This window comes from Acidithiobacillus acidisediminis, assembly GCF_023277115.1.
Lineage (GTDB): Bacteria > Pseudomonadota > Gammaproteobacteria > Acidithiobacillales > Acidithiobacillaceae > Igneacidithiobacillus > Igneacidithiobacillus acidisediminis.
Genome location: NZ_JALQCS010000001.1, coordinates 872,749 through 893,295 on the forward strand (window position 1 = coordinate 872,749; position 20,547 = coordinate 893,295).

The following is a 20,547-nucleotide window of genomic DNA, read 5'->3' on the forward strand; positions in this document are numbered from 1 at the left end:
TACTTGGACGCGCAGACTGGCGATCCCAGTTGATGCCCTCCTGCTGCCAGTGCAATGATTACCTGGGGCGCCGCATGGGCAGCGCCGGAAATGGTGTGGCGTGACTGGATATGGCAGGCCCATCTCGAGCACTTGGGCTGCACCGGAGCATAACAATGACCCTGAATGTAGAACACCTTTTGCGTACGGCAGACACTTTGGAGCAGGCCCTGCTCGCCTATCGCGCTAACCGCAACAGCACGGCCCATGACTACGGCGAAGGCTTTGCCAACGAAACATTGAAGTTGTTGCCTCAGTATTTGCAGGATGTCCGGCAACTGGCGCCCGCCATACAGGCCGTATTTGATGCCGCGTCTTGAACTGTCGCGGCTACTCATGCCGCCGCAACACCTGCGCACCCTGCAAACCTTGCTGGCAGAAGAGGTGCCACATGCCGAGGTATGGGCCTACGGCAGCCGCGTTACCGGTGGCGCCCATGAAGGCAGTGATCTGGACTTGGTTCTGCGCCATCCCGCGGATCTGACCCAGGAGGTCCCAGGCTGGATAAATCTTCAGGAAGCGCTGCAAAACAGCGCGTTGCCCATGCTGGTGGACCTGCATTTGTGGTCGCGTCTGCCCGAAGCGTTTCAGCGCAATATCGAGGCGGGGTATGTGGTCCTGCAGGATGAATCGTGAAGAAAACAAAAACCCCCAGCAGAACTGGGGGTTTTCTCCAACTCGGGCGATGAAAGCGCTTACTTCTTGGGCGCCTTGGCAAAACGCAGGTAGGGGAGCTTGATGTCGATGTCACCAAACTTCTCTTTGGCCTGCTCGTCGGTCAAGGACAGGGCCACGATCACGTCCTGACCAGGAACCCAGTTGGCCGGGGTGGCCAAGGGGACGCCGTCGGTGGCTTGGATGGCGTCCAGGGCCCGCAGGATCTCCGCAAAGTTGCGGCCCACGGACATGGGGTAGGACATGGTCAGGCGCACCTTCTTGTCCGGTCCAATGATGAAGACCGTACGCACGGTGGCGGTGTTCTTGGCGTCACGCTTCTCGGGCAAGTAGGCCTCGGCGGGGAGCATGTCGTAGAGCTTGGAGACATGCAAAGACGTGTCGTCAATGATGGGGAAATTAGCCGGTGCGCCCGCCGTCGCCTCAATGTCCCGCTTCCACTTTTTGTGCTCTTCCACGGTATCCACAGAAACGCCCATGACCTTGGTATTGCGCTTCTCGAACTCGGGGGCCAACTGGGCCACGGCGCCGAACTCGGTGGTGCAGACCGGGGTGAAGTCCCGGGGATGGGAAAAGAGGATGGCATAGCTGTCGCCAATCCACTGATGCAGGTTCAACTCCCCAGCGGTGGAGTCGACGGTGAAATCTGGGGCTACGTCATTGATACGAATAGACATGAAACGCTCTCCTCAAGATAGAACCGATGAAAACAACAGCTAGTGCTCATGCACAGTCTAATGGATCGGATGGTGACTGTAAATAGTTTAAATTGATACTAAGTCTAATACCGAAGGGGCCATCTTGTATTTAATTAGAAATCTAAGTATAAGCTTTCTTCCTATTCAGTGATACGAAGGCGCACTCCATGAACGCCGACCCGATATACGAAGCCTTTGCGCTGGCCCTGCATGACAGTGCGCGGGCCTGGCGCCACGCCCTGGACCAGCGGCTGAAGCCGTTGGGCTTGAGTCAGGCGGGTTGGATGAGTGTGGCCTTGTTGGCTCGGGCGGCGGCCCCAATGACCCAACGGGCCCTGGCGGAGGCCCTGGGGGTGGAGCCAGCGACGGTGGTCTCCATGGTGGATCGCCTGCAGCGCCTGGGTTTGGTGCGTCGGGAGATGGCCCTGGAAGATCGTCGGATACGCCAACTGTTTCTGACAGCTGAGGGCGAGCGCGTCTATGCCGAAGTGCGGCGCATCGCCGCCGATTTTCGTCGCGAACAACTGGCGGCCATCGATCCCGCCCTGCTGGCGACCAGTACGGAGACCCTGCAACAGCTGCTGCACGCCTTGCACGCCCTCCCCCGATGAGCCCCCAGACAAGCGCTACCGGGGCTGGGGAGGCGTTGAATCGTCCCCTGATCACCCTCTCGATCATGTTGGCGACCATCATGCAGACCCTGGACAGCACCATTGCCAATGTGGCGCTACCCCATATGCAAGGGAGCCTGTCGGCGACCCTCAATCAGGTCGGTTGGGTCCTGACCTCCTACATTGTGGCCACCGCCATCGCCACACCCATGACTGGCTGGTTGGTGGACCGCTTTGGCAAGCGGCATGTCATGCTGGCATCCATCATCGGCTTTACCTTGGCCTCCATGTGGTGCGGGATTTCCACCTCTTTGGGGGAGATTGTCTTGGCACGCGTGTTTCAGGGGGCCTTTGGTGCCGCTTTGGTCCCCTTGGCGCAGACGACCTTGCTGGACATCAATCCCCGGGAAAAGCAGGGCGCCGCCATGGCCATGTGGGGGATGGGGGTCATGGTGGGTCCCATCATCGGCCCCACCTTTGGGGGTTGGCTCACCGACAGCCTGGGCTGGCGCTGGGTGTTCTTCATCAACGTGCCCGTCGGGATCCTCGCGACCCTCGGCGTCTTGCGCTCCTTTCCCCGTGCGGATCAGCGTCGCCATACGCCCTTTGACATGGCAGGCTTCATCAGCCTCAGTCTGGCCATTGGGGCTATCCAATTGCTGTTGGATCGGGGGCAGCAATTGAATTGGTTCAGTTCCAAGGAGATCTGGGTAGAGGCCTACCTGGCCGGCTTTGCCGGGCTGTATTTTGTTTGGCACACCTGGCGCTCCAATCCCGAACGGGCATTTTTTGACTATCGCCTGGTACTGAACCGGAATTATGTGACGGGCCTGTTTTTCATCTTTGTCGTGGGGTTGGTGCTTTTTGCCTCCCGCGCCCTGATTCCCACCATGCTCCAGGATTTGATGGGTTATACGGCGGAGGATGCCGGCTGGGTGACGGCGCCCAGTGGCCTGGGGACCATGGTCGCCATGTTGATTGTGGGGCGCTTGGTGGGCAAGGTAGACCTCCGCCTGCTCCTGGCCGTGGGTTTTGGCTTTACCGCCTTTTCCCTGTGGCAAATGCAAGGTTACAGTCTTGTCATTACCCAGGGCGACGTGATCTGGCCCGGGGTGTGGCAGGGCCTGGGCATTGGCCTGGTCTTCGTTCCTCTCAGCACGGCGACCTTTGCAACCCTGGCCCCGGAGATGCGCGCCAGTGGCACCGCTATCTACAGTCTGGTGCGGAATGTGGGGAGTAGCATCGGGATTTCCCTGGTGGAGACCTTGCTCACCCGCAACACCCAGACTGCCCACGCTAGCCTTGCCGCCCACCTGGACCCTCAGAATCCGGGCTTTGCCAACGGGAGTGTCGCCAGCCTGTATGACCTGCATACGCGCTTGGGGCAGGCCCTGCTCAATGCCGAGGTCACGCGTCAGGCGAGCATGATTGCCTACATCGACGATTTTTGGCTGATGCTGGTCCTGACCCTGGCGATATTTCCTCTGCTGCTCTTCATCCGCACGCCCCGGGGCCCGGGGAAGGTGGAGGCCGTGGTTGCGGAGTGAGTTAGATGCCTTGGGGCGGGTCTATCTGACGCGCCGGCTCATGACAATGATCAGGCTTCCCCTTATGATGCGGACCAATCGGGACTGTTGGAGAGAAGGATGCCTGTCTTTGTTGCTGGACGTAGTTCACGTGCACAGCCGTGAGTCGCCCCGTGGTGATTTCGCGTAATCACCGGGCACCGGGGCGAGGTGAGATTCTTTGAGCCGTCGCTCGCTGACGAAGGATCCCCAACGCATTGTGCTGATCAAGTCCCACAGTGCCGGGGTAGGCGATATCCTGCGCAGCTCTGCCGCTTGGGCGGCCCTGCATCGATGTTGGCCTGAGGCCGAGCTACACCTGCTGTTTCTAACCCGCTGGCCGGGCTATCCCAGCGAATCCTTGATCCAGGGCCACTATCTCTTGCGTAGCGCCCATTTCCTAACTCTGATCGAGGGGCGCTTTGCCGGGATGCGCGGGGTGGGTCCCAAGGGCTGGAGCACGCTGTTACCCCCATTGCGGCGCCTGGGCCGGGAGATTCAGCCGGACCTGATCGTTGACCATGAGGCCCATGGCATCGAGACTTCCATTGCGGCGCGGGTGCTCCGGGCCCAGAGTCCGGGCGCCGTTACCGTGGGTCTGGCCCAGGTACCCGGACGGGGTTGCTTGTATGATCTGGCCGGACCGAGTTTGAGGCGTTATGCCCAAGCGCGGGGTTTACCGGATCCCATGGATTATACCGAACGGGATTTTGCGGCCTTGACTGCCCTGGGCATAGAACGCAACGGCCAGCAGATTACCCTCGGGGTAGGCGAGGATGGGCGGGCTTGGCAGACGGCGCACCCTCGTCAGCCCGGGGAATGGCGGATTGGCTTGAACATCGGTTGTGGTACCTCTGACGCTGTACCTAGACGCCCAAATATTGATTTGCTTGTGGAGGCATTGGATCCAAGCGCCTTTGAGAAGCCATTTTCCTTATTTTTGACGGGCGCGGTAAACGAGTGGGGAATTAACGAGGAGTTTATTCGTCTTTATGGGCAGCGCTGGCGACAGGTGAGGCACATAATGAATTTGGCTGGCACGGGCTCGCTTGATGTTCTCTCTGGAATCATCGCCAGTTGTGACGTTTTTGTCTCCGGAGATTCTGGTCCCTATCATATGGCTGTAGCCCTGGGGACGCCGACCGTGGCATTGTTTCACTGGCTCAATTTAGAAGCATATCACCATGTGCCTCATCTTACCGTACTTACAAGTTCATCTGCCGAGGAGCTGATGAAGGCTATCAATCATTTTATAAAAATTGCGGAGTAAGCCATGCGCCTTCGTATCCCTGACCCCTGGATGTTCAGTCTTTACGCCCTGCCGTTGTTCTTTTTTCCCTTGAGCACGGCGGGGTCGGGTATTTCCATGGGCCTACTGATTCTGGCCTACGGGTTCAGCGGCCATTGGCGCAACTGGCGCACTATTGGCGAGCGCGGCTGGTACTTGCCGTGGTTGCTTTTGATGGCTTGGACCGCGATCGGTTTGTTGTGGACGAGCAATATGTTCTTTGGTCAGAAGGTGACGATATCCACTTTCGACGCCATTTTTGCCTTCATGGGCGCCACGCTGCCGTGGCAGGAACGCTGGGTCAAGTGGGTAATCCGCTGGTTTCTGGCGGGAATCGTCGTCAACGAAATTCTGGCCTTTTTGATGACCTGGAAGATTCTCCCTTGGCAAAATACGGACTGGATTCCCTACACGGGTTTCTGTGACCATATTTTTCTCTCCCTGGTATTGGCCCATGCCATCCTGTGGCTGGTCTACGACCAAAAGCAGCGCTGGAATTTTCCGCGCTGGGCCAATTGGACATTGATCCTTTTCTTTGCCTTGCAGATGGCGTTGACGCCGGGGCGTTCAGGGCAACTGTTGCTGGTGCTCTTACTCCCTGTCGCCTTGTTCCTGCTCTATCCGGGGCGTTGGCGCTGGGCCTTGCCCATTCTCGGGGTCTTGGCAGCGGTGCTCTTGTTTGCCATCCCGGAGGTACGGGCGCATTTCCTCGTCGGAGTCCACGAGCTGCTGGCCTTTTCGCCGGCCCAGGCGGATGTGAAGAGCAGTTGGGGGATTCGCTTGGTGGCCATGTGGGCCGGCGCCTTGCTGTTCTGGATGCACCCCCTCTTTGGTGTGGGCACCGGTGATTTTTATCCGGCAGTACTGCATCTGCAGGCCCAACATCTGGTGCCGGCGACGGGCGATTTCATCATGAATACCGCCGCCAATAGCTATTTGAGCGAGGCGGCGAGCCTGGGCATCATTGGCATCGTCCTGTTTCTGTGGGTGTTGTGGGCCATTGGCAAGGAGTCTTGGCGCGCCCGCTTCAGTCCCCAGGGCTGGTTTGTACTGAGCTATTTCGCCATTTATGTGATCGGCGGTGTTTTTGATTCCCTAAGTTGGGGTTATGCGGATGCGGTCAATATTGCGCTCTTTGCGGGCATGCCGTTGCTGATGCGCTGGCCGCTGCCGGGGCGCGGATGACGTCCTTATCGGTGGTGTATGTGGCCCAGGACTGCGCCGCGGCGCTGGCCCGTTCCCTCGACAGTGTTGCCGGGCTGGCCGCCGAGATCCTGGTGGTGGATGGTGGATCTCGGGATAATACTGTGATGCTGGCACAGACGCGGGGTGCCCGAGTCGTTGAGCACCCCTGGGCGGGCTTTGGGGCACAGCGCCAGTTTGCCGTGGCCCAGGCACAGAACGATTGGATTTTGATGCTCGACAGTGATGAGTTGCTGCGCCCAGAGGGGCGAGCGGCGATCGAAAGACTCCTGGAAGCGCCAGTAGAGCACGCCGCCTACTATTTGCGCCGCTGCAGCTATTTTCATGGGCGCCGCATTCGGCATGGCGATTGGGCCAAGGATCAGGTTTTGCGGCTCTTTGATCGCCGCCAGGGCCGTTATGACCCGACCCAGCAAGTCCATGAGTCGTGGCAATGCAGCGGATCGTTGGGAACCGTGGCGGCCCTGGCGTTGGACCATTATTCCTACGGGAGTTACGCCCAGTTGCTGCAAAAAATGCAGAAATACGCAGAGCTCAACGCCGAAAAGGTCTATGCCCGGGGTCGCCCAGTGCCGGCCCATGCCCCCCTGTCTCATGCCATGGCAGCCTTTATGCGCGGCTATCTACTGCGTCTAGGCTTTCTGGATGGGGTCGATGGTGCCGCCATCGCCTGGACCAACGCCCTGGGGGCATTCATGAAATACGCCATGGCCCGCGAACGGCAGCAGGCGGAGCGGCGGTGAAACTCCTCCTCGTCCGCCTGAGCTCCCTGGGCGATGTTCTGCATACCCTACCAGCGTTGACGGATATGGGGGCGGCGCATCCAGACTGGAGGCTAGATTGGCTGATTGAGCCGGGCTTTGGGACGGTGGCGGCTTGGCATCCGGCGGTGGGTCGGGTGCTGCCTTTTTCCCTAAGGCGTTTCAAGGGCAAGGCGGGCGGGTTGGTGCCGGCCCTGTGGGCGTTGCGGCGGGAGCTGCGGTCGGCGGATTATGGGGCGGTGCTGGATAGCCAGGGGCTCTACAAGAGTGCGCTGCTGGCGCGCTTGGCGGGGCGACCGGTCTGGGGGCTGGATCGGCAGAGTGCCCGGGAGCCGGGAGCAGCACTCCTGTACGCGCGGCGTTTTGCCGTCCCCTGGGGGCGGCCGGCCATCCAGCGGAATCGCGAGCTCTTTGCGGCGGCATTGGGGTATCCCCTGCCCCAGGGTCCGGCAGACTATGGTCTTGGGCAGGTAGCGGAGGGCTGGCGAGCAGAGCGACTGCCCCCACCCTGGGACGCATTGACCCAGCGCCCCTTTGTCCTCGGCTTTCATGCCACCTCCGGCGCCTGGGAAAATAAGGAGTGGCCCGTCAGCCATTGGCAGGTGTTGGCGCAGAGATTGGGCGCGGCGGGCTTTCGCCTGCTCTTGCCCGCTATGGGTGGGCGCGAGCAGGCGCGGGTGGCGGCCATCGCCAAGGGTCAGGAGAATGTCGTACCCTTGCCTTCGGCAAATTTGCAGGAGCTGGCGCAACTGATGGTGCGGGCAGAAGCCTTTGTGGGCATGGATACGGGATTGTCCTACCTGGCGGCGGCCCTGGGCTTGCCGGGCCTGACCCTTTACGGCCCGACGGTGGCACAGCAGGGGGGGGCGGATTCGCGCTGGCCGCAGCTGCGCAGTGCCGAACCCTGTGCCCCCTGTGGTGCAGCGCGCTGCCAGCGCCGGGACCGCGCGCCGGGCAGCATCCCCTGTCAGGAATCCCTGGTCCCCGATCAGGTCTGGGCCAAGCTGCAGCCCTTGCTCACCCTAGGGGATCGCAATGCCCAGCACTAGCCTCTCGGCGCGGGACTATCGGCGCTTTCGCCGGCATCAGTTCTGGACCGATCACGGCATTTTTCGCGAGCTGTTCTACGCCAATTTCCACGAGATCGCGCCGGGGGTGTTTCGCTCCGCCCAGCCCTCGCCAGCCCAACTGCGCGCTTGGCACCAGCAACATCACTTTCGTACGGTGCTCAACATCCGCGCCCCCGGGCCCGACGAGCCCCATTATCGTCTAGAGCAGGACATCTGCGAGCAACTGGGGATTCGCCATCTGCCCCTGCAGGGTTTTGGCTCCCGGGACCTGCCGGTGCGGGACCGTCTACTGGCGGCCTTAGACCTATTTCCCCAGATCGAAAGGCCGCTGCTCATCCATTGTAAGTCCGGTGCCGATCGGGCGGGGTTGATTGCCGCGCTCTACACCTGGCAGGTGTGCGGCTGGTCCCTGGAGGAGGCACGGCGGCAATTGCGGCTTTGGCCCTACGGGCATATCCGGCACGCCAATACGGGTATTCTCGACTGGTTCTTTGTGCAGGTATTGGAGGCCGCCCAGGGGCAAGCGGCTCAGGGGAGGGAAAAATTCGATCTGCGGCGCTGGGTGGCCGAGGACTACGATCGGGAGGCCCTGCTGCGCAGCTTTCGCCCGTGGTACCGGCTGGACTGGCTTACCGATCGGATTCTGCGGCGCGAGTGATGCTGCGCCGTCTGTATGCCTTTCTGCTCTGGCTCCTCACGCCGCTGATTCTGCTCTTCACCCTCTGGCGCGCCTGGCGCCGTCCCCCGTATCGCGCCTTTTGGTGGCAGCGTTTTGGTTTTGTGCCCCCGCGCCGGGATCGGCCTCTGTGGATCCATGCCGTGAGTGTGGGGGAGGGCATCGCCGCACTGCCCCTGATCCGGGCCCTGCAGGCCCGCTATCCGGCCTTGCCGATTCTACTGACCAGCACGACACCCACGGGGCGGGCGCTGTTGCGCGAGCGCCTGGGCGATTCAGTGACGCAACTCTACCTGCCCTATGACACTCCCGGCGCAGTGGGGCGGTTTTTACACCGTCAGCAACCGCGCCTGGGGCTTTTTCTGGAAACGGAGATCTGGCCCAACCTGTTCCAGGCCGCCCAGCGCCAGAAGATTCCCCTCTTTCTCCTCAATGCCCGCTTGTCGGTACGTTCCCTGCGCGGCTATGCCCGTTGGCGCGGCCTTTTTGCCCCCGCCCTGGCCGCGCTGGAGGCCGTGGCCGCCCAGAGCGAGGCCGATGCCGAGCGCTTTCGGGCCTTGGGTGCCCCCCGGGTCGAGGTGTTGGGCCAGCTGAAGCTGGATCTGCAGATCGACCCCCAGCAGCGGCAGCAGGGAGAGCAGTGGCGTGCTGCCTGGCATCGGCCGGTTTGGGCCTTCGTGTCGACCCATGCCGGCGAGGAGGCGCTGGCAGCAGAGATCTTGCCGCGCTTGCAGGCCCGTTTCCCGGAGCTTTTATTGCTGCTGATCCCCCGCCATCCCGAGCGCGCCGCCGAGATCCTCGGGCACTTGTCAGACTTCCGGGTCGTCCAACGGAGCCGAGGTGAGGCCGTAGGCGCCGACACGGAGGTCTATCTGGTGGATACCCTGGGTGAGGTCATCGCCTTCTGCGCTGCGGCGGACGTGGTCAGTATGGGCGGCAGCTTTGTGCCCCATGGCGGTCACAACCCCCTGGAACCGGCGGCCTTGGGCAAGCCGGTGCTGGTCGGTCCACACATGGAAAACTTTCAGGGCCTGACCGATGCAATGCTGGCAGCGTGCGCGCTACAGCGTTGCCCGGATACTGAAACTCTGTACTCAGCCCTGCTGCGTCTGCTCCAGGAGGAAGCCGAAGCGGCAGCCCTGGGCAACCGCGCTGCCACTTGGGTGGCGAGGCAGACGGGCGCACTGGAGCGGACGCTGGGGATATTGGGGCCCTATCTCGAGCGTTGAGCCCAGGGGCCGCTGGGGGCATCAATCACGCTACGAGGAGCATGCCCGTCAGGGCGGTATTCGCAAGCTGCAATGCAAATGCGCTGTATGCCGCCTGCCGTCAGGCCCTGGAGCGGCGCGGCTCAGCTGAAAGCTGGGAGTGGATTTAGCCGTACCTCCCCCGCCAACTCCTTCCTCACCCCCCCAACGCCCGACATAACCGCTCCACTCCCTCCGCCACGGTGACTCGGGGTGCGGCCACATTCATGCGCAGGTGACCACTACCGCCTGGGCCGAAACTCGGGCCGAGATTTAGGCCCAGGCCGGCCCCCAGCAGGGCGCTGGCGATGTCCGGATCGTCACCGTAACTGCGCACGTCCAGCCACGCCAGGTAGCCAAAGTCCGGTGGGCGGTAACCCAGCTCGGGCAGGCGCTGGGCCAGGGTGCTCTGCAAGAACGCCAGATTCTCTTGCAGATAGGGGCGCAAGGCATCCAGCCAAGCGGCACCCGATTCCCAGACCGTTATGGCGGCGATCAGGCCCATTTCGTTCAGGTGATGGCATTGGCTGCGTTCCAGCTCGGCGCGCAACAGGGCGCGACTATTGGGATCGGCACAGACGGCGATGCCGCCTCCCAGGCCAGCAATATTGAAGGCCTTGCCAGCGGAGCTGAGGACGATTGCCTCGGGCGCGATCTGTGCCAAGGGGGTATGGGGCTGGAAACTCAGGTCGGCGTGGATCTCGTCACTGATCATGGGTACCCCCGCGTCCTGGCAGAGTGCGCTCAGTCGGCGGAGCTCGTCGGCAGTCCAGACGCGGCCTACGGGATTGTGGGGCGAGCAGAGGAGGAGCAGGCGCGATCGAGCCAAGGCCGGCTCCAGGGCATCCCAGTCCATTTGATAATGGCCCCCAGCATCGGCGCGCAGGGGCACCAGCTCCAGGCGCCGCTGGTTTTGCTTCACGGCGTCGAGGAAGGGCGGATAGATGGGGGGCATCACCAGCACCCCGTCACCGGGGGCGGTAAAGGCCCGGACGCTGGCAAAGAGGGCAGGGACCACCCCGCTCACCGGGAGCAATGACTCCTGAGCCACAGACCATTGGTAACGATGTTGCCACCAGCGGCGCGCTGCCTGCCCAAAGGCCTCTTCCCGATGGGGGTAGCCAAAGATCGGGTGTTCCAGACGCTGGTGCAGGGCATTGAGGATACTGGGGGCAATGGCAAAATCCATATCCGCCACCCAGAGGGGCAAGACCTCGCCGCCAAAGCGTTCCCGGGCGCCGTCCCATTTCACGGAGCCGGTGCCCTGTCGGGAAATGACCTGGTCGAAGTCCGTCACGATCGACGCTGCCAGACCGTCACCTGGGCGATGCTATGCTGGTACTTGCGCGCCGTTTCGCGGATGACGAAGGGGAGGTCCTGGGGAAAGCCCGGTTGCAGGTCGAAATGACTGCCCAGGATCGCCCGCAGACCCTGCAGGGTGTTCCGGCTCTCTCCGTCCTGGCGCACACCGCCGATCCAGCGCTCCTTGGGGGTGAAGTCCTCCAGCCACGTGTAGGGTGAACTCAGTACCAAGAGTCCCCCAGGGACGATGCGCTCGGCCATGTCGCGCAGAAATTGGGCCGGGTCACTGAGGCGGTCGATCAGATTGGCGGCCAGCACCAGATCGAAGTCCCGATGCATCGGCTTGAGATTGCAGGCATCGCCTTGGACGAACTGGCAGCGTGCCGCGGTCTCCGCCAATCCGAGCGTGCTGAGGTCGGCCCATTGATGACTCTGGAGTTCGCCCTCTTCGGTGATGGCATAAGGAAAACGCCCTTTTTCCTGTAGACGGGCCGCCACCTGGACGAAGCGGGTGGAAAAGTCGATGCCGGTGACCTGCTCAGCGCCCCGAGCCAACGCAAAACTGCTGCGCCCCACGGAGCAACCGATATCCAGGGCCCGGCGCAAGGGCCGATCGCCCCAGGCCCGCAGGGCCAGATCGGCAATGGCCTGGGCGTAATTCGCTACCCCAAAATAATCGGGACCGAAGTGGAAATGACAATATTGGGCCACGGCGGTGTCGGTTTCGTAAACCGGCGTCTCGGGCAAGGCATTGTCCGAGGCGACGTAGCGGAAGCCCGCATGCTGAAAGAAATGTCGCCGAAAGGCGTAGCGGGCCTCGGTCTGGGTCTCGTTGCCCAGGCTGATGAAAGAACCACCCTTCATGAGGTTATGGCGCTGGTCGAAGGTGGGGACGGTGAAGTCGTCGTAGTAGGGGTGGACGCGGAAGCCATCAAAGGGATAGATGGGGGTTTCGGTCCACTGCCAGACATTGCCGACCACATCATAGAATGCGCCGTGCTGGTAACGGTCCACGGGGCAGGGCGACGCCCCATGGGCCAGGCCAATCTGGGCTGGGGCGAGTTCCCCCCAGCTATCGTGATTGGCGAGTCCCGAAAGGTCCCGTAGGCGCCGCCACTCGTCCTCGCTGGGTAGACGGATTTTCTTGCCGAGCTGGGCCGATTTCCAGCGACAAAAGGCCGCCGCTTCGTGATAATTGACCTCTACGGGCCAGTTCCACGGCATGGGGCGCTCTTCGGCAATCAGCCGCAGGCGCCAACCGGCGGGGCTGGGTACCCAGAAACTGGGGTGCTCGGTATGGGTGAAGCGCCGCCACTCGTCCCCTTCCTCGCCCCACCAACGGGCTTCTCGGTAGCCGCCATCCTCTACAAAGCTCAGAAATTCGCCATTGCTGACCAGATGTTGGCTGGCGGCAAAATCCTGCAATTCCTGCTGATGGCTGCCGTATTCATTGTCCCAGCCGTAGTGGAGGTCATCGTCTGCCTTGCCGAGTTGCACCCGTCCACCTGCGACGGGCAGCAAGGGGTTACCCGGAAGTGCCTCTGCAGCGGGGGCCAGGGGCTCGGGGGTAAAGGCAGCCACGGGCCGTACCCGATCCAGGGGCAATTGGCGGATGAGGACCGAGCTGGTTTCGATGTGGATGTTCTCATGCTCGATACCCATGAGCACCGCCCACCAGGGGGAATCCCAGGTAATGGGGAGGTCCAGGGGCAGGCGGCTGATCACCCCATCCACCATCTCCCGCACCTGATTCCTGTAGGGGCGCACGCGCTCGACGCTGGGCCAGTCGTAGTGGGTCTCGTCGAGATCGTCCCACGACATCTCATCCACCCCCACCGCAAAGATGGATTCCAGATCGGCATCCAGGTGCTGGTCGATAAGACCCGCCACCAGGAATTTGTTGGTGTAGAAGGTGGCCGTATGGCCAAAGTAGAAGATCAGCGGATGCCGCAAGGAGATGGCCTGGGTAAACCAGGCAGCGTCACCGTGCAAATGCTCATAGAGTGATTCATTCAGACTGAAGGTTTGATGGAAGACGCGTCGAATTTCTTCGCGCTTTTCTTCACCGTGTCGGCCGTCCAAACGTAAGGGGTGAATCCGCATTTCGCCCATGAAGTCCTCCCGTATTTCTGCCAGATTAGCACAAGATACCGGCCGGTCGGAAACGTGGGAGAGAAACAAAAACCCCGCCGAAGCGGGGTTTGGTGCTTGCAGTTTGCAGTTCAGGCATGCGCCGGAGTGTGCTTGCTGGGGTGCTGTACGACATTGTCTTCGCCGCTGACTTCTTCCAGAGTCTTGCCGCTGGGTTCGGGGATGAAGAAGATGGTCAGGAGCAATCCCGCTAACGCAAAGAAGAAAGTGATCATCAAGGTACCATGCAGACCGAAGTCATGCAGTAAGACCGGGAAAATGAAGGCGCCGATGAAGGCCCCGACCTTGGCTGTTCCCGCCGAGAGACCGTGACCGGTAGTGCGTAGGTTCACCGGGAAGACTTCGCCCGCAATGACGAAGGTGGTGGTGTTGGGGCCATATTCCGCGAAGAAGTAGGAGAGGCCATAGATCACCATGAAGACACCGATGGAGGCGGACACCACCGGGAAGGCACCGATCAGCAAAAACATCAGACCCATCATGAAAAAGCCCAGCATCTGTAGGGTCTTGTGGCCAATGCGGTCGATGGTGAAGGCGGCCAGAAAGTATCCTGGTACCGCCGCCACGGCAAAAACGATCAAGCTCAAGGCCGTGCTCTGAATCACGTCTGCATGGGGCGCCAGACGATGCATGATCATCGGCGTCGAGATGGTATTGCCGTAATATGCGTAATCGAAAACGAACCAGCTGCCGGCGGTGCCAAGTAGCGTCAGTAGATATTTGCGCAAAGGTTGCTTGATGACCTTGGCCTCGGGCTTCCGCGCCACGGCGGTGCCAAGACTGAAAGAGGCCAGCTCCCGCGCAGCGGCGTCGCCGTCGCCTTTCACCCGCGCCAACCAGCGGGGCGATTCCGGCAGGGTGCGGCGAATATAGATCACCGCCATGGCCGGCAGGGCACCCAAGCCCAGCATCAGGCGCCAGGCGAGATCGTGGTTCATGCCCGCAGCCAGCAGGGTCAGGGCCACGATCGGTCCAACCACCAAGCCAATCGCCTGGGCGGAAAAGACCAGCGAGACCATGCGTCCCCGGGATTTGGCATTGGCATACTCGGACATCAACACGGCAGACATGGGATAGTCGCCACCAATCCCCAGGCCGAGGATGATGCGGGCGATGATCAACACCGTCACGCTGGGCGACACGGCAGATAGCAGGGCACCGATGGTCATGAGCAGGGCTTCGAGGCCGTAAATCTTTTTGCGGCCCAGCTTGTCGGCGAGGATTCCGAATACATAGGCGCCGACGAAGGTGGCAATCAGAGAGATGGCGCCCACCAGCCCGACCTCGTCGGGGCTGAGGTGCCATTGCTCCTTGATCAGCACCAACGCGGTGCCAATGATGAAGAGGTCATAGGCGGAGGTAAAAAAGCCCATGGAGGAGGCCCAGATGGCCTTCAAGTGAAAGGGGCTGAATCTTGCGGTATTGAGGGCGTCGGAGATATCGCTATCGGCGACGTTGGTAGCGTTTGTCATGGTGAATCCTCCGTTTTGCGGCACAGAAGAAGGTGCACTGGAGAGATTACACTTTAATTGTGACATTATGATGAAGATTTTATGACACTTTTATGACAGTCTACACCCCGCCGGGATAACCGCATTGTCGCCATGCCTCAAAGACGGCAATGGCACAGGAGTTCGACAGATTCAGGCTACGCTGGCCGGCGCGCATGGGCAGCCGGAGCAGTCGATCGCTCGGGAAGGTGGCGAGCAGGCTGTCTGGTAGGCCGCACGTCTCGGGGCCAAAGAGCAGGACGTCGCCCGGCAGAAAGCGGGCGTTGGCAAAGCTTCCTGGAGCGCCCTTGGTGGTGAAGGCGAAGATTCGGCGATCAGGCAATGCGGCGACACAATGTTCCCAGTTGGCATGCCGCCGTACCTCGGCAAATTCGTGGTAATCCAGCCCGGCACGGCGCAAACGGCGGTCATCCCAGGCAAAGCCGAGGGGCTCGACTAGGTGCAAGCGGGTGCCGGTGTTGGCGCAGAGGCGGATGACGTTGCCGGTATTAGGGGGAATCTCGGGCTGGTACAACACCAATTCCAGAATCGGCTCCGTCATAGGGCGCGTGCCAACATCCAGAGGTCCACCCGCGCGACTCCTTCGGCTTTGAGCAGTTGCGCCAGGGCCTCGGCGGTGCTGCCGGTGGTCAGGACGTCGTCTACCAGGGCGACGTGCTGCGGCAATCTTGCCCGCAGCGCAAAGGCGGCGCGCAAATTGGCGCGGCGTTGTTCGCGACTGCCGCCGACCTGATGCGGGGTATTGCGTACCCGGCGCAGCACGTCCCGCACCGGTACGTGGTAGTGCCGACCCCACTGGCGTGCCAGCAGTGCGGCCTGATTGTAGCCGCGTTCGCGCAGGCGGGCAGGGTGTGCCGGCACCGGGACCAATGCTTCGGGACGCAGCGGGGCTTCCCGCGCCCAGGCCTGGATCCAGGCGTTGGCCAACGGTCGGGTCCAATCCAGTCCGGCGTGAAACTTCCAGGCACTGATCGCTTCTGCCAATGGCGAGGTATAGACGAAAGGGCAAAAGGTATAGTCGTAACTTGGCGTTTCGATGCTGCAGACCGGGCAATCTCCGCCATCATCTACTGGCAAGGCGCACCAACTGCAACGATCACTGGGAAGACGCGGCAACTCCCGCTGACAGTCACTGCAGATCGCCGCGCCAGGTGCGGAACAGAAGCGGCAATTTTCCGGCAGTAGCCAGGATACGCTGGCTTCGCCTCCCCGGCGCCAGAGCGTGGGTCGCCACCACTGCATCGCTGCCTGCATTCAGTCCTCCCGTTGCCGCGGGTGCATTGTTGCGCTCGCCTGCGGCATTGACAAGGCGCGCCAGGCTCCCCTATACCGTGCCCATGGCGATGCTGAGTTCCTTACAAGCAGACTGGGAAGATGGACTGGCCGCGCGCCGTAACGCCGGTCTCCTGCGGCAAACGGAGGTCTTGCAACCCCTGCCGGAGACGCGTCCGTATTTCCGTGACGCACAGGGCGTGCGGCTACTTTCTTTCGCCAGCAATGATTATTTGGGCTTGACCCGGCATCCGGCGTTGCGCGAGGCGGCGCGGGAGAGCCTGGAGGGCAGCGAATATGGGGTCAGCGCGGCGCCTTTGCTGGGTGGCGTGCGCCCCACGCATGAGGCGCTGGCGGCGAGTCTTGCCGCTTGGTTGGGGGTGGAGGCGGTATTGCTCTTTGGCTCCGGCTATCTCGCTAACCTCGGCGTCTTGAGTGCCCTGGTTGCGGTGCAGGATCACCTCTTTCTCGACCGTCTCGCCCACGCCTCCCTGATCGATGGGGCGCGCCTGAGCGGCGCCCGGTTGCAGCGCTTTCGTCACAACGATCTTGATCATCTGGAGACACTCTTGCAGCGCCCACGCAAGGGACGAGCCTGGATTGTCACCGAGGGTGTCTTTTCCATGGATGGTGATCTTGCGCCACTGCCGGAACTGCTTGCCCTGGCTGCCCGCTATGATGCCGCTGTTCTGCTCGATGAAGCACACGCCTTTGGGGTGCTCGGAAAGGAGGGGTGCGGCAGTCTCGACCATTGGGGGCTTGCGGCAGAGCAAGTGACATTGCGCATAGGTACCTTGGGCAAGGCGTTTGGCAGTTATGGCGCCTTTGTTGCCGGTCCCACACTCCTGATCCGTTGGCTGCAACAGGCGGCACGGAGCTATCTCTTTCACACCGCCTTGCCAGCAAACGTTGCTGCCGCGAGCCTTGCCGCCCTCGAATTGCTGCGGGGCGGGGATGCACGACGTCAACATTTGGGCGATCTCCGCGACGCCTTGCAGCTTGGGCTGCAGGGGCGATCCTATCTGCCGAGCACTACGCCCATCCAAGGCTTGATCCTGGGCAGCAATGAAAAGGCCCTGCAGGCGGCGGCGCAGCTACGTGCGTCAGGTATCTACTGCCCCGCCGTGCGGCCGCCCACCGTCCCCGTCGGACAGGCACGGTTGCGCATCAGCCTGAGTGCCGCGCATGCGGCAGAAGATATTGCGTCCCTGCTCGACGCCCTGGAGCCCCGATGACTCTGGGTCAGTTCCAGGAGCGCCCGACCCTCGTTTTGCTCCATGGTTGGGGTATGGAGAAGCGCGTTTTTACGCCCTGGTTGCCGTTGCTGGAACCGGATTTCCGCGTGCTGGCCTGGGATCTCCCTGGGCACGGAGCGCGCCCTTGCCCATCGGCGGGATGGCAGTGGGAGTCTGGTCTTGATGATTTGTCCGTAGCCCTTGCGGCCCTGTCCACGCCACCCATCCTCCTCGGCTGGTCCTTGGGCGGTCTGCTCGCCCTGGCCTTGGCCCTGCGGCCCTCCGTCCCCCTGGCAGGCTTGGTTCTCGTCGCCAGTTCACCCTGTTTTCGCCAACGCCCGGACTGGTCTGCCGGCGTTTCCCCGGAACTGCTGCGGAATTTTGCGGCGGAGCTGGACCAAGACGCACAGGGCCTGCGCCGACGGTTTTTCGCCTTGCAGGTTCTCGGGGATAGCGCGGCGCGTGCGCAGTTGCCCAAGGTAGACGATTGGCCTTTACCTGCCAGCGCCTGCCTGCAGGCTGGCCTGCAGTTTTTGCAGGACATCGATCTCCGCGCCTCCCTGCATGCCTTGGCCATTCCGGTTTTGCTCCTGCACGGCGAGGGTGATCGGATTGTACCGCCGGCAGCGGCAGAATATCTGCACCAGGCGCTCCCTGGGAGTGTGCTGCGTGTTGTCCCGGCTGGTCATGCGCCCTTTTTGGGTCAGCCCGCGGCCTGTGCCGAGGCCCTGCGCGAGGTCTTTGCTCATGCCGCTGAATAAGCGCTTGGTGCGGCGCCACTTCGCGCAGGCAGCATCCAACTATGAGGCGCGCGCCACCCTCCAGGATCGGGTCGGGCAGGAGATGCTCGACCGTCTAGATTTCTTGAAGGTCGACCCGCAAGTGCTCCTGGATCTGGGCGCGGGTACGGGGCTACAGAGCCGCCGGCTGAATCGACGTTTTCCCCGCGCCTGGATCCTGGCCCTGGATCTCGCTTTGCCGATGCTGCAGGAGGCACGGCGACGCAAGGGGTGGCGCCAGCGGCAATGGTTTTTGCAGGCTGATGCCGAGTCTCTCCCGCTGCGCGCGCAGAGTCTGCAGATGATTTTCAGCAACTTTGTCCTGCAGTGGTTGCCCGATCCGCGCCCCGCACTGCGCGAAATGCGCCGCGTACTGCAGCCGGAGGGGTTATTGCTCTGCAGTTCTCTCGGACCGGATAGCCTGCGCGAGCTGCGCCAGGCATTTGCCAGCGTGGATGCCGAAGCGCACGTGCATACCTTTCTGGATATGCATGACCTGGGAGATGCCATGGTGCAAGCGGGCTTTGCCGATCCCGTTCTCGATGTCGAGCACTATGAGCTGCACTATGCGGACCTCGACAGTCTGCTTCGTGACCTGCGTGGCATTGGGGCGGCGAACTCCATGCCCCGAGCTGGATTGTTTACCCCGCGCAAGTTGCAACGTCTGCGTTGCGCCTATGAGGAGTTGCGCACGCCGGAGGGTAAACTCCCCTTGCATTACGAGGTGATCCATGCCCACGCCTGGCGCGTTGCGGAGCGTCACACGTCGGAGCTGCACCCGTTACAATTCCTGCCGCGGACACGTGACTGATGGCGCAGGGATATTTCATCACCGGCACCGATACGGAGGTGGGCAAAACCCGGGTTACGGCAGCCCTTGCCCGCGCCTTTGCCGCCCGCGGTGAGCGGGTTGCGGCTCTGAAGCCTTATGCCTCAGGACAAGAGGCGGATGGCAGCTGGACCGACATCGAGCAGCTCCGCCAGGCCAGTCATCCCCCCTTGACCGTTGATGCATGCAATCTCTATCGCTTTGTTCCACCCATTGCCCCGCATTGGGCGGCCCGTCTTGTGGGACAAGAGATGGATCGCCAGACGCTGACGGATTTTGTGCAACAGCGGGCACGGCAGGTCGATCGTGTTTTGGTGGAGGGTGCAGGCGGCCTTCTGGTACCCCTCGGCCCCGCGTGGGATACCTTGGACTGGGCCGAAGAGCTGGGCTTGCCGCTGATCCTTGTGGTCGCCTTACGTCTTGGCGCGATCAACCATGCGCGTCTGACGGAGGCGGTGATTCGCCAACGCGGCGTTCCCTATGCCGGGTGGGTGGCAAATCATGTTCAGGATGGGGTCGTGGCGGCTGGCACCCGGGAGTCGTTACAGCTATGGATGCAGGGGCCTTTTCTCGGTGAGATCCCTTATCAGGGCACGGAATGGTCCGCGACTGCTCTTCCGTAATGATAGGCTTCCGTTTACACTTTGCTGATTGATAAGGCGTAGGAAAAACGCCGACATGCCGCAACACTGGGATGGGAGCGTGGAATGGCGTGGATCAAGGCAGGGTGGCTGCTAATTCTGAGTAGTGTCCTCGTGACTGGGGGCATTCTGTTGCTCGTTTATTTGCTCTCCCTTACTCTGTCTGTTTGTTGCGTCCTGCCTTTCTCTGCCGTTCCTCCGCTTTTGCTGGCGACAGTCGTTTTCGGCCTGGTCTTGCTCAGCGCGCTGCTATCGGGCTTGTTGATGCCCTTCCTGGTCAAGGGTGCGTTAGGGGTGCAAGCCTGGGAGGAGATTGCGGAGGGCCAAGTGGCCATGCGCATTACCCGCGAACTTGCCCAACGCCTGGGAGTGAAGCCGCCGCGCCTTTATCGCTATGCGTCTGCCATCCCCAATGCCTTTGTGCTGGGTTTTGGTCATCGGCACGCAGATCTCCTGCTTTCCTCTGCGCTGCTCGAGCGGGCCTCGGATGCCGAATTACGCGCCGCCATTGCCCATGAAATGGGGCACATTTATTCCGGTGACATGCTCAGCATGCAGCTTTTGCAAGGGACGACCATCGTCCTTGGGTTAGGCCTTACCCAGATCCTGACACATCTGTTTCAACTGCATCAGCCCGCCCGAGCCCTACCCATTCTGCTCCTACAGATGCTTTTTTTGGTCTTCTCCTGGTTGCCCACTGCCCTGTTCTCGCGGCGGCGCGAGCTGCGTGCAGATCGTTTTGCGGCAGAGCAGTATGGCGCTGCAGGCATGATTTCCCTGTTACGCAACCATGCTGCGGCCGCAGAGAATGAAGCTTGCTTTAGACCCCTCGCCTTCTTATCCATGTTTGGTGTTAGCGAGGGGATTTTGTCCAGTCATCCCGCGGCGGAAAAGCGCATCGCTGCATTACAGAAATTCGAGTGAAAGCGGCGCGCAAGTCTGTTGCCAGACCGCAGTAGTAGCTTTTTGTTATACTCTGGGTTCCTTCCTCCAT

General features: G+C 61.7%; 21 protein-coding genes. 15 read left to right on the forward strand and 6 right to left on the reverse strand.

The features are described 5' to 3' along the window. Positions 1-155 precede the first annotated feature (155 nt). Together M5D89_RS04450 and M5D89_RS04455 are read left to right on the forward strand one after the other, a co-directional pair. A complete protein-coding gene (locus M5D89_RS04450) occupies positions 156-359 on the forward strand; it encodes a hypothetical protein (RefSeq protein WP_248884652.1) in 204 nt (67 codons plus the stop codon). Continuing rightward, on the forward strand, positions 346-675 hold the full coding sequence (locus M5D89_RS04455; protein WP_248884653.1) for a nucleotidyltransferase family protein: 330 nt from the start codon (positions 346-348) through the stop codon (positions 673-675). The genes M5D89_RS04450 and M5D89_RS04455 overlap by 14 nt, the downstream gene beginning before the upstream one ends. Positions 676-734: 59 nt before the next feature. On the opposite strand, the gene M5D89_RS04460 is transcribed toward M5D89_RS04455, so the two are convergent. Beyond that, positions 735-1,391, reverse strand: a complete 657-nt coding sequence (locus M5D89_RS04460) for a peroxiredoxin (RefSeq protein WP_248884654.1) — start codon at positions 1,389-1,391, stop codon at positions 735-737. Between the two features lie 188 nt (positions 1,392-1,579). Between M5D89_RS04460 and M5D89_RS04465 the strand changes: the two genes are divergently transcribed. The 8 genes from M5D89_RS04465 to waaA all read left to right on the forward strand — a co-directional run bounded on the left by M5D89_RS04465 (position 1,580) and on the right by waaA (position 9,815). Next, positions 1,580-2,023, forward strand: a complete 444-nt coding sequence (locus M5D89_RS04465) for a MarR family winged helix-turn-helix transcriptional regulator (protein ID WP_248884655.1) — start codon at positions 1,580-1,582, stop codon at positions 2,021-2,023. A 35-nt stretch (positions 2,024-2,058) separates the two neighbouring features. Then, positions 2,059-3,570, forward strand: a complete 1,512-nt coding sequence (locus tag M5D89_RS04470; RefSeq protein ID WP_248884656.1) for an MDR family MFS transporter — start codon at positions 2,059-2,061, stop codon at positions 3,568-3,570. Positions 3,571-3,769: 199 nt separating this feature from the next. Further along, positions 3,770-4,858 carry a glycosyltransferase family 9 protein gene (locus M5D89_RS04475; RefSeq protein WP_248884657.1) on the forward strand — a complete coding sequence of 363 codons (1,089 nt, stop codon included), beginning with the start codon at positions 3,770-3,772 and terminating at the stop codon, positions 4,856-4,858. 3 nt (positions 4,859-4,861) lie between these two features. Continuing rightward, on the forward strand, positions 4,862-6,061 hold the full coding sequence (locus M5D89_RS04480) for an O-antigen ligase family protein (protein ID WP_248884658.1): 1,200 nt from the start codon (positions 4,862-4,864) through the stop codon (positions 6,059-6,061). Next, complete coding sequence (locus M5D89_RS04485; protein WP_248884659.1) at positions 6,058-6,822, forward strand: glycosyltransferase family 2 protein; 765 nt, start codon at positions 6,058-6,060, stop codon at positions 6,820-6,822. The genes M5D89_RS04480 and M5D89_RS04485 overlap by 4 nt, the downstream gene beginning before the upstream one ends. Beyond that, the gene (waaC, locus tag M5D89_RS04490) at positions 6,819-7,889 is read left to right on the forward strand and encodes a lipopolysaccharide heptosyltransferase I (RefSeq protein WP_248884660.1); all 1,071 of its coding nucleotides are present in this window, start codon (positions 6,819-6,821) and stop codon (positions 7,887-7,889) included. Before M5D89_RS04485 ends, waaC begins: the two co-directional genes overlap by 4 nt. After that, positions 7,876-8,568, forward strand: a complete 693-nt coding sequence (locus tag M5D89_RS04495; RefSeq protein ID WP_248884661.1) for a protein tyrosine phosphatase family protein — start codon at positions 7,876-7,878, stop codon at positions 8,566-8,568. The genes waaC and M5D89_RS04495 overlap by 14 nt, the downstream gene beginning before the upstream one ends. Then, positions 8,568-9,815, forward strand: a complete 1,248-nt coding sequence (gene waaA / locus M5D89_RS04500) for a lipid IV(A) 3-deoxy-D-manno-octulosonic acid transferase (protein ID WP_248884662.1) — start codon at positions 8,568-8,570, stop codon at positions 9,813-9,815. Before M5D89_RS04495 ends, waaA begins: the two co-directional genes overlap by 1 nt. Positions 9,816-9,990: 175 nt before the next feature. Here waaA and M5D89_RS04505 read toward each other — a convergent pair whose 3' ends face one another. From M5D89_RS04505 to M5D89_RS04525, 5 genes are all read right to left on the reverse strand, one after another. After that, positions 9,991-11,130, reverse strand: a complete 1,140-nt coding sequence (locus M5D89_RS04505) for a MalY/PatB family protein (protein ID WP_248884663.1) — start codon at positions 11,128-11,130, stop codon at positions 9,991-9,993. Beyond that, the gene (gene ovoA / locus M5D89_RS04510) at positions 11,127-13,247 is read right to left on the reverse strand and encodes a 5-histidylcysteine sulfoxide synthase (protein ID WP_248884664.1); all 2,121 of its coding nucleotides are present in this window, start codon (positions 13,245-13,247) and stop codon (positions 11,127-11,129) included. The genes M5D89_RS04505 and ovoA overlap by 4 nt, the downstream gene beginning before the upstream one ends. A 110-nt stretch (positions 13,248-13,357) precedes the next feature. Beyond that, positions 13,358-14,758, reverse strand: a complete 1,401-nt coding sequence (locus M5D89_RS04515; RefSeq protein ID WP_248884665.1) for an MFS transporter — start codon at positions 14,756-14,758, stop codon at positions 13,358-13,360. 100 nt (positions 14,759-14,858) lie between these two features. Beyond that, on the reverse strand, positions 14,859-15,338 hold the full coding sequence (gene trmL, locus M5D89_RS04520) for a tRNA (uridine(34)/cytosine(34)/5-carboxymethylaminomethyluridine(34)-2'-O)-methyltransferase TrmL (protein ID WP_283102952.1): 480 nt from the start codon (positions 15,336-15,338) through the stop codon (positions 14,859-14,861). Next, on the reverse strand, positions 15,335-16,051 hold the full coding sequence (locus M5D89_RS04525; protein ID WP_248884666.1) for a ComF family protein: 717 nt from the start codon (positions 16,049-16,051) through the stop codon (positions 15,335-15,337). The genes trmL and M5D89_RS04525 overlap by 4 nt, the downstream gene beginning before the upstream one ends. Positions 16,052-16,140: 89 nt before the next feature. Between M5D89_RS04525 and M5D89_RS04530 the strand changes: the two genes are divergently transcribed. The 5 genes from M5D89_RS04530 to M5D89_RS04550 all read left to right on the forward strand — a co-directional run bounded on the left by M5D89_RS04530 (position 16,141) and on the right by M5D89_RS04550 (position 20,477). Beyond that, entirely contained in the window at positions 16,141-17,304 is a 1,164-nt protein-coding gene (locus M5D89_RS04530; RefSeq protein ID WP_248886431.1) for an aminotransferase class I/II-fold pyridoxal phosphate-dependent enzyme, read from the forward strand. Beyond that, a complete protein-coding gene (locus M5D89_RS04535; protein ID WP_248884667.1) occupies positions 17,301-18,065 on the forward strand; it encodes an alpha/beta fold hydrolase in 765 nt (254 codons plus the stop codon). The genes M5D89_RS04530 and M5D89_RS04535 overlap by 4 nt, the downstream gene beginning before the upstream one ends. After that, a complete protein-coding gene (bioC, locus tag M5D89_RS04540; RefSeq protein ID WP_248884668.1) occupies positions 18,052-18,894 on the forward strand; it encodes a malonyl-ACP O-methyltransferase BioC in 843 nt (280 codons plus the stop codon). The genes M5D89_RS04535 and bioC overlap by 14 nt, the downstream gene beginning before the upstream one ends. Further along, a complete protein-coding gene (gene bioD, locus M5D89_RS04545; protein ID WP_248884669.1) occupies positions 18,894-19,535 on the forward strand; it encodes a dethiobiotin synthase in 642 nt (213 codons plus the stop codon). The genes bioC and bioD overlap by 1 nt, the downstream gene beginning before the upstream one ends. A gap of 84 nt (positions 19,536-19,619) precedes the next feature. Beyond that, entirely contained in the window at positions 19,620-20,477 is an 858-nt protein-coding gene (locus M5D89_RS04550; RefSeq protein ID WP_248884670.1) for a M48 family metallopeptidase, read from the forward strand. The last annotated feature ends 70 nt before the right edge of the window (positions 20,478-20,547 follow it).

Excerpts from the sequence above, each read along its gene's own strand:
- M5D89_RS04450 (WP_248884652.1), top strand. The coding sequence starts at position 156 with ATGACCCTGAATGTAGAACACCTTTTGCGTACGGCAGACACTTTGGAG.
- M5D89_RS04455 (WP_248884653.1), top strand. The coding sequence starts at position 346 with ATGCCGCGTCTTGAACTGTCGCGGCTACTCATGCCGCCGCAACACCTG.
- M5D89_RS04460 (WP_248884654.1), bottom strand. The coding sequence starts at position 1,391 with ATGTCTATTCGTATCAATGACGTAGCCCCAGATTTCACCGTCGACTCC.
- M5D89_RS04465 (WP_248884655.1), top strand. The coding sequence starts at position 1,580 with ATGAACGCCGACCCGATATACGAAGCCTTTGCGCTGGCCCTGCATGAC.
- M5D89_RS04480 (WP_248884658.1), top strand. The coding sequence starts at position 4,862 with ATGCGCCTTCGTATCCCTGACCCCTGGATGTTCAGTCTTTACGCCCTG.
- M5D89_RS04485 (WP_248884659.1), top strand. The coding sequence starts at position 6,058 with ATGACGTCCTTATCGGTGGTGTATGTGGCCCAGGACTGCGCCGCGGCG.
- M5D89_RS04495 (WP_248884661.1), top strand. The coding sequence starts at position 7,876 with ATGCCCAGCACTAGCCTCTCGGCGCGGGACTATCGGCGCTTTCGCCGG.
- waaA (WP_248884662.1), top strand. The coding sequence starts at position 8,568 with ATGCTGCGCCGTCTGTATGCCTTTCTGCTCTGGCTCCTCACGCCGCTG.
- ovoA (WP_248884664.1), bottom strand. The coding sequence starts at position 13,247 with ATGGGCGAAATGCGGATTCACCCCTTACGTTTGGACGGCCGACACGGT.
- M5D89_RS04515 (WP_248884665.1), bottom strand. The coding sequence starts at position 14,758 with ATGACAAACGCTACCAACGTCGCCGATAGCGATATCTCCGACGCCCTC.
- trmL (WP_283102952.1), bottom strand. The coding sequence starts at position 15,338 with ATGACGGAGCCGATTCTGGAATTGGTGTTGTACCAGCCCGAGATTCCC.
- M5D89_RS04525 (WP_248884666.1), bottom strand. The coding sequence starts at position 16,051 with ATGCAGGCAGCGATGCAGTGGTGGCGACCCACGCTCTGGCGCCGGGGA.
- M5D89_RS04530 (WP_248886431.1), top strand. The coding sequence starts at position 16,141 with ATGCTGAGTTCCTTACAAGCAGACTGGGAAGATGGACTGGCCGCGCGC.
- M5D89_RS04535 (WP_248884667.1), top strand. The coding sequence starts at position 17,301 with ATGACTCTGGGTCAGTTCCAGGAGCGCCCGACCCTCGTTTTGCTCCAT.
- bioC (WP_248884668.1), top strand. The coding sequence starts at position 18,052 with ATGCCGCTGAATAAGCGCTTGGTGCGGCGCCACTTCGCGCAGGCAGCA.
- bioD (WP_248884669.1), top strand. The coding sequence starts at position 18,894 with ATGGCGCAGGGATATTTCATCACCGGCACCGATACGGAGGTGGGCAAA.
- M5D89_RS04550 (WP_248884670.1), top strand. The coding sequence starts at position 19,620 with ATGGCGTGGATCAAGGCAGGGTGGCTGCTAATTCTGAGTAGTGTCCTC.